Here is a 19,137-nt window from a genome sequence, read left to right as displayed (position 1 = left end):
TGTCCGCCCTTTTTCCTAAAGGGCGGCCCCTGTTATTTATTTAACGATACGCCATAGAATTCCATCTCAATTCATTTTTCAAATCTCTGATGGTGGTTTTTTCATCAATGAAAACAGCTTCAATTCCCATAGCTTCCGCCCAGTCACCCATCTGTTCTGCCGACAGATCATAGGTAAAGGCCGTATGGTGGGCGCCGCCGGCTAAAATCCAGCTCTCCGCTCCTGTGGTAAGGTTTGGCTCAGGTGTCCAGAACGCAGTGGCAACCGGAAGCTTTGGCATGGTCTTTTCCGTCTTTTTACAATTTACAGTGTTGATAATCAAGCGAAAACGGCTGCCCAGATCAATCAGGGATGTTGCTATCCCCTTCCCTTCCTTTGCAGTAAATACAAGACGTGCAGGTGCTTCCCTCTCTCCCATGGACAGCGGATTTACCCTGATGCCAACTGTTCCATCCGCGATGGTGGGGCAAACCTCCAGCATGTGGGCCTGTAAGATCCCTTCTTTGCCGGGAACCAGGTTGTAGGTGTAATCCTCCATAAAGGAAGTTCCCTTCGCGTCCTTTGCCCCTTCGGTCATGATCTTCATCAGGCGCACCATGGCTGCTGTCTTCCAGTCTCCTTCCGCCCCGAAGCCATAGCCCTTTTCCATTAGGCGCTGGATGGCAAGGCCGGGAAGCTGCTTTAAAGAGCCTAAATCCCCAAAATGAGTGACTATTGCCTGATAATCCTTATCCTTTAAAAACCGTTCAAAGCCAAGCTCGATCTGCGCCTGAACCGCCACATGGTTCTTAAATTCCTCATGGCCCATACTTTCCGTTAAAATTTCGTATCTGCTGTAATATTCCTCTACTAGGGAAGAGATATCACCTGCTGCCACATCCTTTACATAATCTGTGATTTCATTGACTGGATAGGCATCGATCTCCCAACCGAATTTCATCTGGGCTTCTACCTTATCCCCTTCAGTAACCGCCACGTTTCTCATATTGTCCGCAACCCGGACCACGCGGATATGACTGCTTTCCATAATTCCCACCGCAGTCCGCATCCAGGAACCGATCCGCCTCTGGACTCCTTCATCATCCCAATGACCTGCGATCACCTTTCTCGGAATCCCCATTCTGGTGACCATATGCCCGAATTCCCGGTCGCCGTGGGCCGACTGGTTCTCATTCATGAAATCCATATCAATGGTATCGTAGGGAATTTCCCGGTTAAACTGGGTGTGCAGATGAAGCAAAGGCTTCCGGTACTCCTGAAGCCCTAAGATCCAGGACTTAGCAGGAGAAAAGGTATGCATCCAGGTAATCACGCCGGCGCAGGACTCATCGGTGTTAGCTTCATGAAACAGCCTGCGTATGGAGGTATTATCAATCAGCACCGGTTTTAAAATCACCTCATAGGGAAGAGCACCGGATGCGTTCAGTCTTTCCGTGATGATTCGTGAATGATACGCAACATTCCTTAAGCATTCCTCACCGTAAAGATCCTGAGAGCCTGTTGCAAACCAAAATTTATATTCTTTTTTCACCATGTTTTACTGTCCCTCTCTTTCATTATTTTCCAAGACGGATCACATTCCATGACGCCTTGTGCAAGGTACTTATCATGGTATCGCCATCCAGTGCAGACTGACTGGTTTGCTTTGGAGCCACACGTTGGCAAAAAGGCCCGTTCTCCGCTTTCAAATCATCGCTTTCCAAAACCACATGCTCCAGAACCCGGTATCCTTCAAAGCTCCTCACATCAACAGTCAATTCCGCATCCTTTTTAAGATCTCTGTTCACCGCAAAAATGGTAACTTCATGAAGAACCTCATTGTATACGGACACAGCTTCTACCGCAGTCACATCTTCATGGGCTGACGTATCGAACTTTGGCGTACTGATGACCGGAACAAGGGCCGTTCCCCGTCCATATTTGGAGGCATGCATAAATGGATAAAAGATTGTCTGTCTCCATGTCTTTCCGCCTTTGGCTTCCGTCATAATGGGTGCGATCACGTTTACAAGCTGGGCCAGACATGCCATCTTCACCCGGTCCGCATGCTTTAACAGGGTAATAAGCATAAGACCTACCAAAAGAGCATCTTCAAAGTTGTAAATGTCCTCCAGCATAGGAGGTGCGACCTGCCATGGATGGTTTTTCGTGATGTCATCATCCGCCGCATTGGAGTGATACCAGACATTCCACTCATCAAAGCTGATCTTAATATCCTTTTTGCCCCTCTTTTTGGCCTTTACAAAATCACAGGTGGCAATGACGGTGCGGATAAACTGATCCATATCATCGGAGGAAGCAAGAAAATCCTGGCTGTCCCCCTTTTGGTTCCCATAATACTGGTGCATGGATATGTAATCAACGTAATCATAGGTATGCCAAAGAGTCACTGCCTCCCAGTCCGGGAACGTAGGTATGGTTAAGTATGAACTTCCGCAGGCAACCAGTTCAATGTCAGGGTCAATGATCTTCATGGCCTTTGCCGTCTCTTCTGCCAGACGCCCATATTCCTCCATGGTCTTATGTCCGATCTGCCATGGGCCATCCATCTCATTTCCCAGGCACCAGGTCTTTATGTTATGAGGCTCCTTATAACCGTGGCTGATTCTTAAATCACTGTATTTGCTGTTGCCCGGATGATTACAGTATTCCAGCAGATTGCATGCATCCGCAATTCCTCTGGTTCCTAAGTTTACCGCCATCATTACATCAGAGCCTGCACTTCTGGCCCATGTTGTAAATTCATTTAGGCCGACCTTATTCTCCTCCAGACTTTTCCAGGCCAGATCCAGACGCCTGGGTCGATCATTTAAAGGCCCCACGCTGTCCTCCCAGTTAAAGCCAGATACAAAGTTGCCTCCAGGATACCGGATGATAGGAACATTTAATTCCCGTATCAGTTCCTTCACATCATCCCGGAAGCCATTTTCATCAGCAGATACATGTTCCGGACAGTAAATCCCGTCGTATACAGCCCGCCCCAGATGTTCTATAAAGGAGCCATAGATTCTTTCATCGACCTGTGCAATGGGAAACTCCCTGTCAATTACCATTTTTACTTTGTGAAACTCCATTGAAATGATCCCGCCCTTCTGTCATAAACCAGACTTGTTATGTTCCAAATACCTTTTTATAAGAGTGACAAAATATCCTCTAACTATAATCTATTACTTGTACGCACCATTGCACAAGTTGTTTTTATGTATTTTACCACAAGAAGGCAGGTTTTACAAAAATATCCCTTAAGAGCCTGTAGAGAGAACGCACAAGGAATACACGTATTCTTTCTGTTTTCTATGTTTTTTCCACAATCCACTGAATAAACGGAGGGAAAATGCACAATTTTAATTTTAAAATTCATGAATGTTTGTTGACACTTTTTCAGAAAAATGAGTTATATTAATAAATGTAACCCCCCCCCCAATACATTATATAGTTTTTGCTACACCCCATAAGAAACGAAATACCTTCTCCGAAAAAGGACCAGCTTCCCCAGCTGGTCCTTTTCATTTTCTTTTATTCTTATATTTATTTTTTATTCCGGCGTTGTTTTAAAATCTTTTCAAACGCTTCTTCTGCCCCTTCCGCTTTTAAGCGCCGCCTTCTCTCTTCTCTTCTGAGAGCAATCTCTCTGGCCTCTTTCTTTTTCTTATAAATGAAAAATCCGGTTCCGCCGCCTGCCAGTCCAAGAAAAGCAGCAATTCCAGCTATCGTAAGCACTCTGCTTCCCTTATTATCCGATGACTTTTTATTGCCGCCTGAATTTGTTTCTGATTCCACTGGTTTTGCATCTGTGGATCCCTGTTCTGATTCCTGGCTCGTTGGTTCCGGAGCATTCTTTTCCATTAAGTAGGCCTGGCCCACCTTTCTGTCATTGTAGGTATATTGGATCATAGCTACCGCCCCTTTTGGACTTCCTTTCGGAAGCTCTGTTACAAGAGTCTTATCCGCCTGGGAGAACTCGGCTCCTTTGGGAAGGGTTATTGCGCTGTCCGGTTCTAATTCCAGATCAGAGGGTTTATAAGATGTCCCTTTTATCTCAACAGGATCTTCCCCTGATATATAACTGGTTTCATTCCCTGTAACAGGGAAGTTTTCAAAACGGCTGAAGCCAAATTCCAAAAGAGCTTTACCATCAATAAAATATTGCTTTGGGCTTCCCTTTAAAATAACGGAGATAAGCCTTTTTCCATCCTGCTCCCCATAGGTCACAAGGGTATTTCCTGCTTTAATTAGATATCCAGTCTTTCCTGCCACTGCTGACGGACAATAAAATTCACTCTTTGTATCCTTGGTCTTTACCAGACGATGCTCGTTGTAAATGGTAAGCCCCTCCGGATTATTGGATGTGGGAGGAATATTATGGCTGATTGCAGAGCTGATCTCCACAAGCTTTTTATTGCTGTAAGCAGCCTTTGCTATGAATGCCATATCATAGGCAGTCACATACTGGGTGTCTCCATTAAGCCCTGACGGGTTGTCAAAATGGCTTTCCGTACAGCCAAGCTCCTTGATCTTATCATTCATCATGTCTACAAATCCCTCTCTGCTGCCGGCCACATGCTCCGCAAGAGCATTCGCTGCCTGGTTGCAGGAATGAAGGATCAGAGAGTAGAGACAGTCTTCCACAGAAAGCTTGTCACCTGTATCAACATTTAATTTATTGCCGCTGCCCTCCTCCACATTGTAAATGGCATCCTTTGAAAAGGTCACCATGTCGTCGAGTTTCGCGTTCTCTAAAACAATAAGAGCAGTCAAAATCTTCGTTATGCTGGCTGGCGGATAAGGGGCATGGATATTCTGGCCAAATATGACGGCCCCTGAATCCCCGTCTATAACAATCCCGGCTTCCGCCTGGATGCCCGTATCAGACGGCCAGTCCGGTTTCGCATATACAGTCATTAGAAACAGCTGGCTGACCAATATGCAGCTAATCAGTACTTTTATCCTCCGATTCACGTATCATCCTCCTGACATGAAATATGCCTTAAAGCCGCATTCAGATTATTATACGGTTTTAAGGCATTATATTACTTCGCACAATTTATTACTTGCCCCAAGATTTTTTAACTATAAGTATCTTACTGACCTTAGACCAATCTGAAAAAGGGCATTTATATTATAATACATCAAATCTTTGTTATATTCAAGAAAAACATTTAGAACTATATTGCCTTTGTTTGCTCTTTCCTATACTGAGAAGGCGTAACACCATACTTATTCTTGAAAATTTTAGTAAAATAGGATGGGGTTTCATAACCAAGAAAGCTGATGATGTTTTTAATTGGTTCATTACCTTCAACCAGCATCTGTGCTCCCCGCTCAAGCTTCGCATCTAAAACGAAATCCGAATATGCAACTCCCAGTATATCTTTAAAGGATCTGCTTAAATGACCGGTAGAAATGTGGAAAATAGCGGATAGCTTACCAAGTGAAACATCCTCCTCAATATGTTCCATGATATAAGAAGAAATTTTTAACATATATTCTCCGTTTATACATAAATTACGTTCTGCGACTTTTTCAAAATAATAGCTTATCAGTTCGTCGCACCAAATAATATAATCTTCTACCGTCTCCAAATCCTGAAATTGCTTTAGCATGGAACCTTCCATTCCCTTTCCGGTAACCTGCCTGCCATAGATGAATCTGCATATGGTTTGCAGGATGGAAAAAAGAGCATCATACATGGAGACACAGGAACAATGAGCTTCTAACATATCTTCTACGGCCTTCCTGATAGCTGCTATCGCTTCATCCCTGCCTGCCTGAAGTCCATTTATGATAGAATCCAGCTGTGAATCCTGAAGACTTATGGCGCTCTGCTTCCATCTTTCGACTTCTTCAAAGAAAAAGATATGAGAATATCCATATAAAAACCTGAAATTTTTATTATCCAGTAAAGTCTGGTAACAGGCACTGCTGTGCAGTATGTCTTCGTATGGATTACTGATAATCAAGTTAAATGAACCTTCAATCCTGGAAGAAATGTGTTTAAATATAGCTGCGGACTCTTCGTTCAATTTCTTATTATCAATATTTACAAGGGAAACGATATGATTCATGTCTAAATAAATGCTTAACTGGTAACTACCATAAAGATCTTCAAAGATGTTTTTTATGTCTATTGCTAACATCTCACGTTCAACTAGGCTTAATCGGTTGATCATTGTTTTGTCAATCTCGCATAAAATGAGCCAATACTTTTTACCATAGAACTCTTTGCCTATCGTGGATGCAGATGTGAAGAATTCATCCTCTGCTGAAATACATCCGAAGATCAAATCCGTCATAAGCTTGTAAATAATCGCATCTTTGGTCTGGGAAATCAGTCTGTTCATAGCATCTCCCCCAGGAATAACAAGTGAATCGTTTGATTTCTGTCCGCCTTCCATCAGCTTGATCTGCATATTTTTATACAGATTCAGCCAATGCTTTGAAACAGCATTCGATACCAGACGTATTATGAAGATGCTTAGTAAGCTGAAAAAAATCAGCACTGTTATGGTAATGCGCAGTAAAACCCTGCTGCTCTTATATAGTGAAGAGGATTCATTACGGCTTACCAGATATAAATCTTCAGAATTCAGCTTTTTAGCTTTATAAGCAATTTCGTGTCCATTCTCCTTACAAATGTATATGCCGCTGCTGGAATGAATCAGATGTTCCATGGGGAAAACCACTTCACTGACATCAGTGAGATTGCTGTTTTTAGCAAAAATTTCTCCTTTTGTGTTAAGAATATATAAATTGAATGCTTCGTCCTCTTCCCCTGATTTAGTCTGAAACACAGAATCCGCTTTCATTTCTACGATCATGACGCCTTTTTTATTTTTTCCCAGAAGAGGAATTGGTATGACACGTGATAAAGTGTTAGAAGTATATGGAGCAGCTAAATGATCATTGATTGACGGAGAAATCCACTGGCTCTTCATATCTGTTAATGTTGCGTAGTTTACTAAGGAAATTTCTCTGGCATCGGCTGTTTTATTATCCCCTCCAAGCAAACCTATGGTTAGACCTCTTTCGGTGGATATGGAAACATCATTGGCCATATTATAAATGAAAACAGATGTAATAAAATCATTGGACAACATGATAGAATTTATTTCATTATAATATTCAGAGTAAGACAGAGTCGGGGTATCCTTATAAAATGACATAAGCCGGACTGATCCTGTGGAGGAAATGAATTCTTTTGCAATGATTCTGTCAATAGCCTCTATGTACTGATCATTAATGGCAGTGCTGTAGATATCCATTAGACTGTTGCTGGATTTACGTATCTCACTGGTTAATAAACCGCGGTTATATTGATATGATATGGCAATTGCTATAAACAAAATTATAATAGTCAACGCCGAATAAACCATAAAAATTCTGGCATTCGTACTTAAAAGATTCAATCTTTGTTTCAAATTCATACTGATCTTACCTCCTCACCATGAAACTTTCAGTGTCATTATACAAATGTATCAATCTAAATTCCAGCACTATTTTTGTATCATACCGAATAACGATTTATATGAAAAAAATTCTACATTATATCATTTTTGTATACTGTAAATATTTCTAATATCATGCTAATGTATTTTTGCAAATGAACAATTATTTCTAAACAAGGAGGAATTCAGATGAAAAAAAGAAGTTTAAGTTTTATCCTGGCATGTGCTTTGTCTATAACCTCATTAACTGCATGCGGATCATCGAAGAAGGCAGAAGCAACGACTGCTGCCGCAGCTGAGGCTGCAGCAGATCAAACACAGGCTGCCTCAGGAGAAGCGTCTATTTATGAAAAGTTTCAAAAGAGGGATCCCATCACAATCAAATGGTTAGCTTACAACACCTATGGGCAGCCAGACGAAGCTAATTCTAAAATCATTCAGGAAGTAGAAAAAAAGTACAATGTGAAATTTGATTTCTGGTTCGTTGATGATCAGCAGTGGGATCAGGTTCTAGGCGTTAAACTTGCTTCAGGAGAAATGCCTGATATCATGAAAATAAAGAACATCAACAACACAAGCGTTTACTATGACCAGGGAGTTTTAGCTGAGATCACCGATGATATATTAAATAAAATGCCCCATTACAAAGCAACCATTGAAAAGTATGATACGGATCATAACATTTGGGTGGATACCATGATCAATGGAAAGCGTTACGCATTAAAGTCACTTAACTATGACTCATCATATCCTACAACTCTTGTATGGAGAAAAGACTGGCTCAAAAATGTAGGGATTGATAAGATTCCAGAAACAATTGATGAATGGGAAGAAGCCATGAAACGTTTCACTGAAAACGACCCGGACGGCAATGGTAAGAAAGATACCTATGGTATGTCTAACACTACCATGAATGCAATCTTTGGTGCTTATGGCGCGATTCCATTAAAAGAATTCCGATCAAACGGCACACAGAACCTGTTCATGACCAAGAAAGACGGAAAACTTGTTTATGCTGCAACACAGCCGGAAACAAGACAGGCGCTTGAAAAACTAGCAGATTGGTATAAAAAAGGTTACATTGATCCTGAATTCGTAACAGGGGAAAATACCGGGGGATACTGGGCGGATTCACAAGCATTTAATAATGATAAAATCGGAGTTACCGGCATGTCCATGATAGCACACTGGAATCCAGATGGAACAGGCAAGGTTTTTGACGGGTTTGCAGCGCTTCATCCAGATGTTAAATGGGGCGAGACGATCGAATGCGGTCCGGCACCAAAAGGACCGGAAGGATATAGCGGGACTCACACATGGGGAATCGCCGGCGGAAGCTTTGGCTTTACGACAGAAGCAATGAAAGATCCCGATAAGATCGAAGTGCTTTGTCAGTTGATCGATGATAACTTTGCAGATTTTGATTTTGCAACGAAACTAAAATGGGGCTATGAAGGTGAAGATTATAAAATTGAAGATTCAAATTATATCCCCAACACCATGAAATATCCGGATTTTGCTGCTTCAACAGTTGGCGGAATAAATGTACTTAATTTGACGATTTCCAATCCTGATCACACGAAAATCTGGTACAAAAAAATCTTTGGATTTACCGATAAGTATAAAAGTGCCAGTTATGTGGATGAGAAATACCCAATAACGGAAAGCCAGAATGAATTCCTTACAGACTTAAAGAGCAAAACACTGGAAACTTATACTAATATTATTACCGGAAAAAGTGACATCACATCATTTGATGAATTCGTAGATCTTTTTAATAATAAGATGGGCGGTTCTATCATTGAAAATGAAATCAACGCAGAGATGGGGAATCAGTAATCTCTAATTTATCTGCGGCATACCTGGACGAAAACTCCAGGTATGTCTTTTTCAAGAAAAAAGGATGGGCCATATGAAAAATAAGAAAAAATCAGATTTAAGTTTTTCACCGGCCAGAACCCTGACATTGGCGGAGCAATATAAAAGACACTGGCCGCTTATCGCTATGCTGTCTCCTGTACTGCTCTATTATCTGATTTTCCGATATGCACCGATGACAGGCATTATTCTGGCGTTTAAGGATTTCAAGTTTAACCTGGGCATTTTAAATAGTCCATGGGCAAAAGAGAATGGGCTGGGACATTTTGTTAAAATGTTTCATGGTATTTATTTCTGGCCCGTATTCAGAAATACCATAATTATTGGCTTTTATAAAATTATAATCGGCTTTCCAGTACCAATTTTCCTGGCATTGTTGTTTAATGAAATCAAAAATGTAAAATTTAAAAAGGCAGCGCAAACAATTACATATATGCCTTATTTCATATCGTGGATTGTCCTTGCCAGTATTGTTATTGAAGTACTGTCTCCATCAAGGGGTTTTGTCAACTATTTCCTGGGACTATTTGGAATAGAGCCTCAATTCTTTGTGGGAGATCCAAAATATTTCCGCTGGGTTATCGTTTTCTCTTATGTTTGGAGAAATGCCGGTTATCAGACGATCGTTTTCCTTGCAGCCATGTCCGGAATTAATCCGGAGCTGTACGAAGCAGCTGAGATGGATGGTGCAGGACGCATACAGAGAATTATTCATGTAACAATTCCTTCTATCATGCCAACGATTGCGATTATGTTCATTATGGCCATGGGCGGCATCATGACCGATGACTTTGACCAGGTGTATAACCTGCTTAATTCCAATGTTATGAATGTAGGAGATGTAATTTCAACATACACATACCGGGTCGGCTTAGAACAAATGAACTTTTCTTATGCAATTGCTGTCGGTTTATTTAAAAATATCATAGCACTAATATTTTTAACCGGAAGCAATTATATTTCGAAAAAAGTTACAGATTCATCACTGTTCTAGAAAGGAGAGGTCCATGACTCATAAAATACGTTCGGGAAAACGCAGATCAAAAGAAGACATCATTTTTGATTCCATCGTATATATCATTATTATCCTCATCTGTATGGCTACTATTTTGCCCTGTATGCAGGTGCTTACTATTTCTTTAAGCCCCAACGAGGTGGCCGGCAAATACGGCCTGCACTTATTTCCGGTAAAAATTTCATTAGAGGGTTTTAAAAAGGTATTAGACTACCCCCTTATCTGGACTTCCTATGGAAATACCATTACCCGTTCCCTTTTAGGTACATTCATTACTCAGGTGTTATTAGTTCTCGGAGCATATCCGCTTGCAAAGCCCTATCTGCCTAATCGAAAATTGTGGACCATACTCATTATCTTCACTATGTATTTTAGCGGCGGTATCGTTCCGGATTATTTACTGGTTGTTAAATATCTGAAATTAAAGAACACCATTTGGTCCATGGTGCTGCCGGGAGCAGTAAATGCTTATACACTGATTATTGTCCGTAACTTTTTCGAAGGGATCCCTGCTTCCCTTGAGGAATCCGCAAGAATTGACGGTGCATCAGAAATGAAAATCCTTATGTCCATCGTACTGCCCCTTTCAAAACCGGTTTTGGCAACAACCTCCCTGTGGAGTCTGGTATATCACTGGAACAGCTGGTTTGATTGTATGCTATACATTCCAGACCAAAGTAAGTACGTATTGCAAATGGTATTACGGAACATATTGATTCAAGGCCAGATTCAGGATGTCGGTGCAGCTGCCGCAGGTGCGGTTAATAATGAAACCATGAAAATGGCTACTCTGGTAGTTTCTGTCATCCCAATTATTGCTATATATCCATTCCTGCAAAAATATTTTGTACAAGGCGTCATGGTAGGTGCTGTAAAAGAATAGGATTTGGAATGATGTACTGTAATAAAAAATATAAGCAATAGCTGCATAGAAAAAGCAGGAAGGAAAGAAGGAAGAACGCATGTTCAGAGAGCAGGTACGTGAATTTAGAAACACATTGGATTTAAAAGCATTTTTAGACAGCTATGATTTTGTCTGGGAAAATCTAAGATATCACGAAGGACCTATACGGGAAATCATCAATGACAGAATCGCTCATATCCCAAAGGATTGGGGAAATGGGGGACTCATCGGTAACGGTTTAATCGGTGCAAATATTTATAAAAACAGTATCAGTTCCATGAAGTGGGGAATCGGCCGAGGGGACATCGATGGGCCAACCAACTGCCCGGAGTTAGGCTGTTTACAACAACGGCTTTCCCTTGGCGATATCATTCTTGAAGTAAAAAATCCTATCAAAAAAGAAAGCTTATCCGTCTCCTTGCGCAAAGCAGAGGTTCTTGGAGTGATTGAAACAGATAAAGGCACCCTAAAATACTCCAGTATTGCATATGCAAAAAAAGACTGCATCATCATTGATGCTGAATGGGAAGATGACGTTGCGTTTAATTTATCCTATGTCCCAAGCCATGGCATGACATTAAAACACCATGCCGCAGAAGCTCATGAAGTACCGGAAAAGTGTTTTCCACCAGCAACAGAACGAAAAATGGCAGATAACATTGAAATACATAATCAGAAAATTCTTGATGAGTCCTTATCTCCAAAAGGGCAGTTCTCTATCGGCCTTGCGTCAAAAGAAGCAGGTCATAACCACAAAATATGGTATATATCAATAGGATTCAGCCGGCATGGATCTGCGTCAGAACAAGAAGCAGAAGAAGAAATCAAGCAGGTCATGGCAATTGATTTAAAAGAAATATACAGAAGCCACCAGAAACATTGGGAAGATTTTTACAGAAAAAGCATCGTTAAATTACCAGAAGAGTATTGGGAAAAGTTTTATCTCATGCAGTTATATAAGCTGGGCTGCTGTACCAGGCCTGGCAACCTTCATGTCATTGATAATATGGGTGTATGGCCAACGTTAAGCGCATGGCCGGCTGCATGGTGGAATTTAAATGTCCAGCTTATTTATTCCTCAATGCAGAAAGCGAATCATTTAGAACTAATAGAATCTCTCATAGATACTTTGGAGCACTATGACAAAACGCTCACGGAAAATGCAAAGCCTTTGGAAATTGATGACGGATGGTTTATCGGGCGTTCAGCCGGGCGCAATATGAAATCTTATCCGCCTTCTTATGAGGATATCATGGCTGAAAAACCAGAACGGGTCATAATATTCGAGCTTGGCAATCTTACCTGGGCACTCCATTGTGTCTATCGATATTATAAAAGTACCATGGACCAGAACATTTTAAAAAGATTTTATCCTATGCTTAAGAAGGCTGCAAACAGTTACTTAAGGATCGCCTATAAGAAGGAGGATGGCAAGTGGCATCTGCCTATGACCAGCTCACCTGAATATCCCGGACCCATTAATTCTACATCCAATCCTGTCAAAGATGCCAATTATGACCTTTCTTTATTCCGGTGGGCGCTTATTACTTTGATTGAATCGGCGAAAACACTGGGTTTTGATGATGAACCGCTTATGGATACCTGGATCGAGCACCTTGAAAACCTGACAGATTACTCCATGGATGAAACAGGCTATACGATCGGAAAGGATTTACCTCTTACCGTATCCCATCGCCATTATTCTCACCTATTGCAGTTTTTCCCGCTTCACATAGTTAGCGAAGATAATGAAGCAGAACGAAAGGTTATTGAACAGTCAATAAAAACGTGGATGAGTATGCCGGAATATCTGCAAGGATATTCCTTTACCGGAAGCGCTGCTATGCTGGCAGCATTAGGTGATGGCAATTATGCATATAAGCGTTTAAGAGGTCTGAAAGATTTCTTAAATCCAAATACTCTTTATACGGAAGGCGGGGGGCCTGTGATCGAAACGCCCCTTTCAGCAAACGAATCCATTCACTATATGTTAATGCAGTGCCACGGAGGTAGCGTAAAGATTTTCCCGGCAATGCCAGATGTATGGAAAAATGCTGAATTTTATGGACTGTTGGCTGAGGGCGGTTTTGAAATATCAGCCAGGTATACAGATGACGAAACAGAATTTGTATATATAAAAAGCAGAGCCGGAGAACCGCTTATCATAAAGCCTAATTTCAAAACAGGGTTTGCAATCGAATCAGATCAAGAAATGAAATATGAGACCCTGGAAAACGGCTGCTATAAATTTGAATTGAATGCAGGCGAAGATATGCTGCTGGTAAAGAATTTCAGATGATTTTGAGTTTCACCTGACCAATGTTTATCTGCATTAAAAAATGCCCTAATCCCGTAAGAGTAAAAACTTCTACGGTTTAGGGCATTTATCATCTCAATCTGAACATTTACTTCGCGTAATCTGTAACTCTGGACTCCCGGATCACATTGACCTTGATCTGTCCCGGGTATTCCAGAGATTCTTCAATCTTCTTGGAAATATCACGGGCTAAAAGTATCATATCGTCATCGTTAATTTGATCCGGTACTACCATAATCCGAACTTCGCGTCCTGCCTGAATGGCAAAGGACTTGTCCACTCCCTTAAAGGAGTTGGTAATATCTTCTAACTGTTTTAATCTGTTTGTATATGTCTCCAGAGTCTCTCTTCTTGCTCCAGGTCTTGCGGCAGATATTGTGTCTGCTGCCTGGACAATGCAAGCGATAAGGCTCTGTGGTTCAACATCGCCATGATGTGATTCCACAGTGTTCAGCACGATTGCAGATTCCTTATATTTCTTACATAACTCCACACCCAGCTGAATATGAGAACCTTCCATCTCATGGTCAACGGCTTTTCCGATGTCATGTAGTAAACCGGCACGCTTGGCCATGCGGATATCAAGGCCAATCTCTCCGGCCAACAGCCCAGACAATTGGGCCACCTCAATGGAATGCTTTAAGGCATTCTGACCGTAGCTTGTTCTGTATCTCAGCTTGCCAAGCAATCTGATGAGTTCCGGATGAAGTCCGTGAATACCCACTTCAAGGGCAGCGGCTTCTCCTTCTTCACGCATATTGGTTTCTACCTCTTTTTGTGCCTTTTCCACCATCTCTTCAATTCTTGCAGGATGAATACGTCCATCCACAATAAGGCGTTCCAACGCGATTCTGGCTACTTCTCTACGAACCGGATCGAATCCGGATAATACAACAGCCTCAGGGGTGTCATCAATAATGAGTTCCACGCCCGTAAGGGTCTCTAACGTACGGATGTTACGGCCTTCCCTTCCGATGATTCTTCCTTTCATCTCATCGTTTGGAAGCTGCACGACTGAAACCGTAGTTTCTGCCACATGGTCTGCAGCGCATCTTTGAATGGCTGTAACCACGTATTCCCTCGCCTTTTTTTCGGCTTCTTCTTTTGCTTTGTTGTCAAGTTCCTTAATTAATTTCGCAGTGTCATGTTTAACGTCATCTTCAACAGATTTTAAAAGATATTCTTTTGCCTGTTCGGAGGTAAGTCCAGAAATTTTTTCCAGTTCCTGAATGCCTTTTTCATAGAGAGATTCCACTTCGGCATTTCTCTTATTCAGGGCGTCCTCGCGAGCAGCCAGACCTGCTTCTCGTTTTTCCATAACCTCGGACTTCTTGTCCAGGTTTTCTTCCTTGCTTAGTACTCTTCTTTCATAACGTTGAAGCTCAGCTCTTCTTTCCCTGGTTTCCTTCTCCAGTTCATTCTTAGTCTTTAAAGACTCTTCTTTTGCCTCAAGGAGAGCTTCGCGCTTCTTTGTCTCAGCGGTCTTTAATGCTTCATCTATTATTTCCCGGGATTTTTCTTCTGCAGTGCCAATCTTGCTTTCGTAAGCATTTTTACGATACGTGATGGCAGCAGACCAGGCAATAAAAGCAACTACTACTGATACTACAATTGCAATCAATATAGCCATGAATACTGATACTGACACAGGAGCACCTCCTTATTAGATTTTCATTGTACAACAATACAACACTACAATTTTAAACTGTTTTATACATTATGTCAAGTATTTCGCCCCTGTTTCAGGTATACTTATACACATTTTCCTTGTTGTCAGTATTCACTATAAATTCCGCCTAAAACGCGGCTTATTGCATCGTAAGAAAAACCACGTCTACCCAAGGCAGCCATCATTTTTCCTCGTTCCTTAAAGTCCATTTCCTCCGCTTTTATGCGCTTCTTATTCACATAGGCCCGTATCTGTGCCTCTTCATCCACAGGCTGTTCTGTAAGGATCTCCTGGATCATCTCTTTGTCCAGACCCTTTTTCTGCAGTTCGTACTGAATCTGCCGCCCGCTTTTCCGCTCTGAATTGAATTCCACGTATCTGCGGCCATAGTTCTCATCGTTTATAAAGTTATGTTCTTTTAAAAATTCTATGGCGTAATCGGCAGCTTCTTTCGGATACCCTCCATCCTTTAACTTCCGTCTCAGTTCCTGTTCCGTCTTATCTGAGGATTTCAGAAGAAAAAGGACCCTTTCCCTGGCCCTTTTAAACAAAACCTCATTAAGGATCTCCTGATAAGTCTCTTCGGAAAGCGGCTTTCCTTCCTCTATCCCAAATTTTCTGATTTCCCCTCGATAAAGGACAAGAGTAAAGTCTTCATCCAGAATGACTTTACTCCTGCGTTTATCAACGGGCACAATTTCCACAACTGTCATATAGGCCCCTTATTTTAACTATTTTCCCGGCGTTCATGAGTTCGCCGGCCAAAACCTTGCTGAGATTACTCCTTGGGAGTTTCGCCCTTGCTTTCTTCTGCCTTGATTCTCTTGCTTTCCTTAGTGGCAGATGAACCAGCACTCTCCGGTGCTATACTGCCTTCTTCATGAAGCCCATACTTTATACGGACCTTGTTCTCTACCTCCAGGCAAACTGCCGGATTGTCCTGAAAATAAATCTTGGCATTCTCTCGTCCCTGGCCGATCTTGACATTATTATAAGCAAACCATGCTCCGCTCTTTTCTACGATATTCTCTTTCACCGCCAGATCCAGGATATCTCCTTCCTTGGAAATACCTTTGCCGAACATGATGTCGAATTCCGCCTCCTTAAATGGCGGTGCAATCTTATTCTTTACTACCTTTACACGGGCCCGGTTACCTACCATATCTCCGCCCTGCTTTAAGGTCTCGATCTTACGAATATCCAGGCGGACAGACGCATAGAACTTAAGGGCACGTCCTCCCGTGGTAGTCTCAGGGCTTCCAAACATAACTCCCACCTTCTCACGAAGCTGGTTGATAAAGAGAACAATACAGTTGGATTTGCTGATGACGGCCGTCAGCTTTCTAAGAGCCTGGGACATCAGACGCGCCTGAAGACCCACATGGGAATCGCCCATATCACCTTCGATTTCGGCCTTTGGCACAAGCGCTGCGACCGAGTCCACGATTACAATATCAACGGCACCGGACCGAACCATGGTTTCTGTAATTTCCAATGCCTGCTCCCCGTTATCCGGCTGGGAAATGTAAAGGTTATCAATATCCACTCCAATATTCTTGGCGTAAACAGGATCAAGGGCATGCTCCGCGTCAATAAATCCTGCGATGCCGCCTCTCTTCTGAACCTCTGCGATCATATGTAGGGCAACCGTCGTTTTACCACTGGATTCCGGTCCGTAGACCTCCACAACCCTTCCCCTTGGTATTCCGCCCAGGCCAAGGGCAATATCAAGGCTCAATGCACCCGTAGGTATGGTCTCAACGTTCATATTCGTGCCTGAGTCGCCCAGCTTCATAACAGAGCCTTTCCCATATGCCTTTTCTATCTGAGTAAGGGCGGCATCAAGCGCCTTTAGCTTATCATCTTTATTCATATTATCCTCCGATGCGAACAAATGTTCTTTTTCTGTTTATAATCATAGTATATTTCCGGGCAAATGTCAACCAGAATTTTATACTTCTGAGCTCAATACGCATCACACTCCTGACCTGTACAGCAATAAATCATTTTAATAAATTCAATAGGGACGTTTTGGCGAAATGCCTGAAAGTTGAAGAAAAGATAAACTGAACTCTAACTTACTATAGCATAGGAGGATTGGAGGTGCAACTACTATTTTGTAATAATATTATCTGAATCAGGCCACATCATGCGGTATATCGAATGCTCCCTGGCCACTCAAATACAGTTGTGCCTTTGCTTCATACATATGAGTGAATCGAAGTCTTAAACCACTTTATCAACTATCCTGCAATAAGAAAAATTAAGGAAAAAACCGTGCTATTCCTAAAATAATCCAGGTAAACACGGTTTTTATTATCAAGCAATACCCACCAGAGTAATCCCCCATCAGCTCCATCAGCTGTCCAATCCCAAATGTCAGCAACGTGGAAAGGCAGATAAGATAACAGTATTCCTCTCCCACTACAGCCTTCCGCACTCTCTATCAGTTATTCCCTGCATCTGGAAGCCGGCGGTATACTTTGCGGAAAGCGGAAAAAGTTCTCCGGATCGTACGTTGCCTTAATTCTTGTCAAGCGCTCAAAGTTACCACCATAGTAAACCTTTGGCCAATTTTCGATGGATAAATCCTGGGTGTTGATATAAACACCATTGGTATATGGCAGCATTTCCCTTCGAAATTGATCCACCCAATGAATACCGGGGCCTGCACCCTCGGGCTCGTTCCATGTGGCATAAATAGACATATTTGACAGCGCATTACGCTGGAAGTACGCTGTGGCTTTGCTGGGAATATCAGCTACCGCCCCACCCAAACCATGGAACAGGAGAGACACAGAACCGGTTGGTGGATTTGTAATAAAACGCTGTATGATGTCAATTGCCTCATCCGGCAGCAATTCATCGACATAAGGCCCAACGCTTTTAAATGGCTCCGGGCTAACGGGCTGGGTCTTTCCAATACGGGCTGCGGCTTCTACCCATGGTATATCCTCAATAAATACGCTAGTAGGTGAACCGGACCGGAGCAAGGGACGAAGCAATTCGCGCAATACTTTGGCTGAGCCGAGAAACACCCCTTGTGCAAGCAAAAAGGATTGCTCTCCTGATATAATCGATAACAGCGGTGTAAACCTGTTGTCTGCGTCGGGAAGCGTGTATTCCTGCCAGGTCTTTAGCACCGGCTTTAAGTCTTCTAGTTCCCAGTTGATTGCAGCATAAGCCACCGTATCGATTTCGTGTGTACGAAAACGGAAGGAAGTGCAAACCCCAAAGTTACCTCCGCCACCACCCCGCAGGGCCCAAAACAGGTCTGGGTTGCGGTCGGCGCTTGCATGCAGCACACAGCCATCTGCGTCTACCAATTCTGCCTCCAGAAGATTGTCAATAACAAGCCCCCAAGGTCTGGAAAGGCTGCTATGCCCACCGCCCAAGGTAACGCCAGCAATACCAGGGGTGGGGCATAACCCCGGCGGAACGACTAAACCCTGTGAACCAAGTTCTTCTATAATTTCAACATTCCGAAGCCCTGTCTGGAGTGTGACTGTGCCTTTTTTGCGATTTATCTCCAGTTGTTTCATTTCGCTGACATCGATGATAAGCCCGCCATTCAGCGCAGACAAACCCTCATAGTTGTGGCGTCCAGAGCGCATTCGGAGCGGTACTCCGGTATAACGCGCCCAGCGTATGGCATTGATGACATCCTGTGTTTCCTTTGCGAATACAATAACCAGTGGAAATTTATTAAAAAACGTATTGAATTCCTGACGGGCGGAGTTGTACTGCGGATCATTTGGTAAAACAATCCGTCCAGTCAGTTCGGGCTCTTTTCTATATTTCATTGTTATTCTCCTTAATATTTGGACGCATAACATGCATGGTCCTCTTATAATATATGGCTCGTACAATGCTTTATTTCCCGAACGTAACCGCTGTCAAGAAGCCATG

At 42.5% G+C, this 19,137-nt stretch carries 12 protein-coding genes; 4 read left to right on the top strand and 8 right to left on the bottom strand.

Annotation, left to right across the window (positions count from 1 at the left end):
- Positions 1-40 precede the first annotated feature (40 nt).
- The 4 genes from araA to BMW45_RS10455 form a co-directional block, all read right to left on the bottom strand.
- Positions 41-1,534, bottom strand: coding sequence for an L-arabinose isomerase (araA, locus tag BMW45_RS10470; protein ID WP_092243099.1), 1,494 nt, complete (start codon positions 1,532-1,534; stop codon positions 41-43).
- Positions 1,535-1,556: 22 nt separating this feature from the next.
- Complete coding sequence (arfA, locus tag BMW45_RS10465) at positions 1,557-3,074, bottom strand: arabinosylfuranosidase ArfA (protein ID WP_242882983.1); 1,518 nt, start codon at positions 3,072-3,074, stop codon at positions 1,557-1,559.
- A gap of 454 nt (positions 3,075-3,528) precedes the next feature.
- Entirely contained in the window at positions 3,529-4,959 is a 1,431-nt protein-coding gene (locus BMW45_RS10460; RefSeq protein ID WP_092243096.1) for a D-alanyl-D-alanine carboxypeptidase family protein, read from the bottom strand.
- A gap of 206 nt (positions 4,960-5,165) precedes the next feature.
- The gene (locus BMW45_RS10455) at positions 5,166-7,424 is read right to left on the bottom strand and encodes a helix-turn-helix domain-containing protein (protein WP_092243093.1); all 2,259 of its coding nucleotides are present in this window, start codon (positions 7,422-7,424) and stop codon (positions 5,166-5,168) included.
- A gap of 210 nt (positions 7,425-7,634) precedes the next feature.
- Between BMW45_RS10455 and BMW45_RS10450 the strand changes: the two genes are divergently transcribed.
- The 4 genes from BMW45_RS10450 (at position 7,635) to BMW45_RS10435 (ending at position 13,541) form a co-directional block, all read left to right on the top strand.
- A complete protein-coding gene (locus BMW45_RS10450) occupies positions 7,635-9,284 on the top strand; it encodes a type 2 periplasmic-binding domain-containing protein (RefSeq protein ID WP_092243090.1) in 1,650 nt (549 codons plus the stop codon).
- Between the two features lie 73 nt (positions 9,285-9,357).
- Positions 9,358-10,317 (top strand): ABC transporter permease, encoded by a 960-nt coding sequence (locus BMW45_RS10445; protein ID WP_092243087.1) that lies wholly within the window; start codon positions 9,358-9,360, stop codon positions 10,315-10,317.
- A gap of 13 nt (positions 10,318-10,330) precedes the next feature.
- Positions 10,331-11,221, top strand: coding sequence for a carbohydrate ABC transporter permease (locus BMW45_RS10440; protein WP_025229908.1), 891 nt, complete (start codon positions 10,331-10,333; stop codon positions 11,219-11,221).
- Between the two features lie 79 nt (positions 11,222-11,300).
- Positions 11,301-13,541, top strand: coding sequence for a glycosyl hydrolase family 95 catalytic domain-containing protein (locus BMW45_RS10435; RefSeq protein ID WP_092243084.1), 2,241 nt, complete (start codon positions 11,301-11,303; stop codon positions 13,539-13,541).
- Positions 13,542-13,647: 106 nt separating this feature from the next.
- On the opposite strand, the gene rny is transcribed toward BMW45_RS10435, so the two are convergent.
- The 4 genes from rny to BMW45_RS10415 form a co-directional block, all read right to left on the bottom strand.
- Positions 13,648-15,189: a ribonuclease Y gene (gene rny / locus BMW45_RS10430; protein WP_207649089.1), complete on the bottom strand. Its 1,542-nt coding sequence runs from the start codon at positions 15,187-15,189 to the stop codon at positions 13,648-13,650.
- 143 nt (positions 15,190-15,332) lie between these two features.
- A complete protein-coding gene (locus tag BMW45_RS10425; RefSeq protein WP_092243078.1) occupies positions 15,333-15,941 on the bottom strand; it encodes a regulatory protein RecX in 609 nt (202 codons plus the stop codon).
- Between the two features lie 65 nt (positions 15,942-16,006).
- On the bottom strand, positions 16,007-17,101 hold the full coding sequence (recA, locus tag BMW45_RS10420) for a recombinase RecA (protein WP_025229912.1): 1,095 nt from the start codon (positions 17,099-17,101) through the stop codon (positions 16,007-16,009).
- Positions 17,102-17,678: 577 nt separating this feature from the next.
- Positions 17,679-19,064 carry an FAD-binding oxidoreductase gene (locus BMW45_RS10415; protein WP_242882981.1) on the bottom strand — a complete coding sequence of 462 codons (1,386 nt, stop codon included), beginning with the start codon at positions 19,062-19,064 and terminating at the stop codon, positions 17,679-17,681.
- Positions 19,065-19,137 lie beyond the last annotated feature (73 nt).

The organism is Lacrimispora sphenoides (genome assembly GCF_900105215.1).
GTDB classification, from domain to species: Bacteria; Bacillota; Clostridia; order Lachnospirales; family Lachnospiraceae; genus Lacrimispora; species Lacrimispora sphenoides_A.
This window is presented reverse-complemented; position numbering and strand designations above follow the sequence as displayed.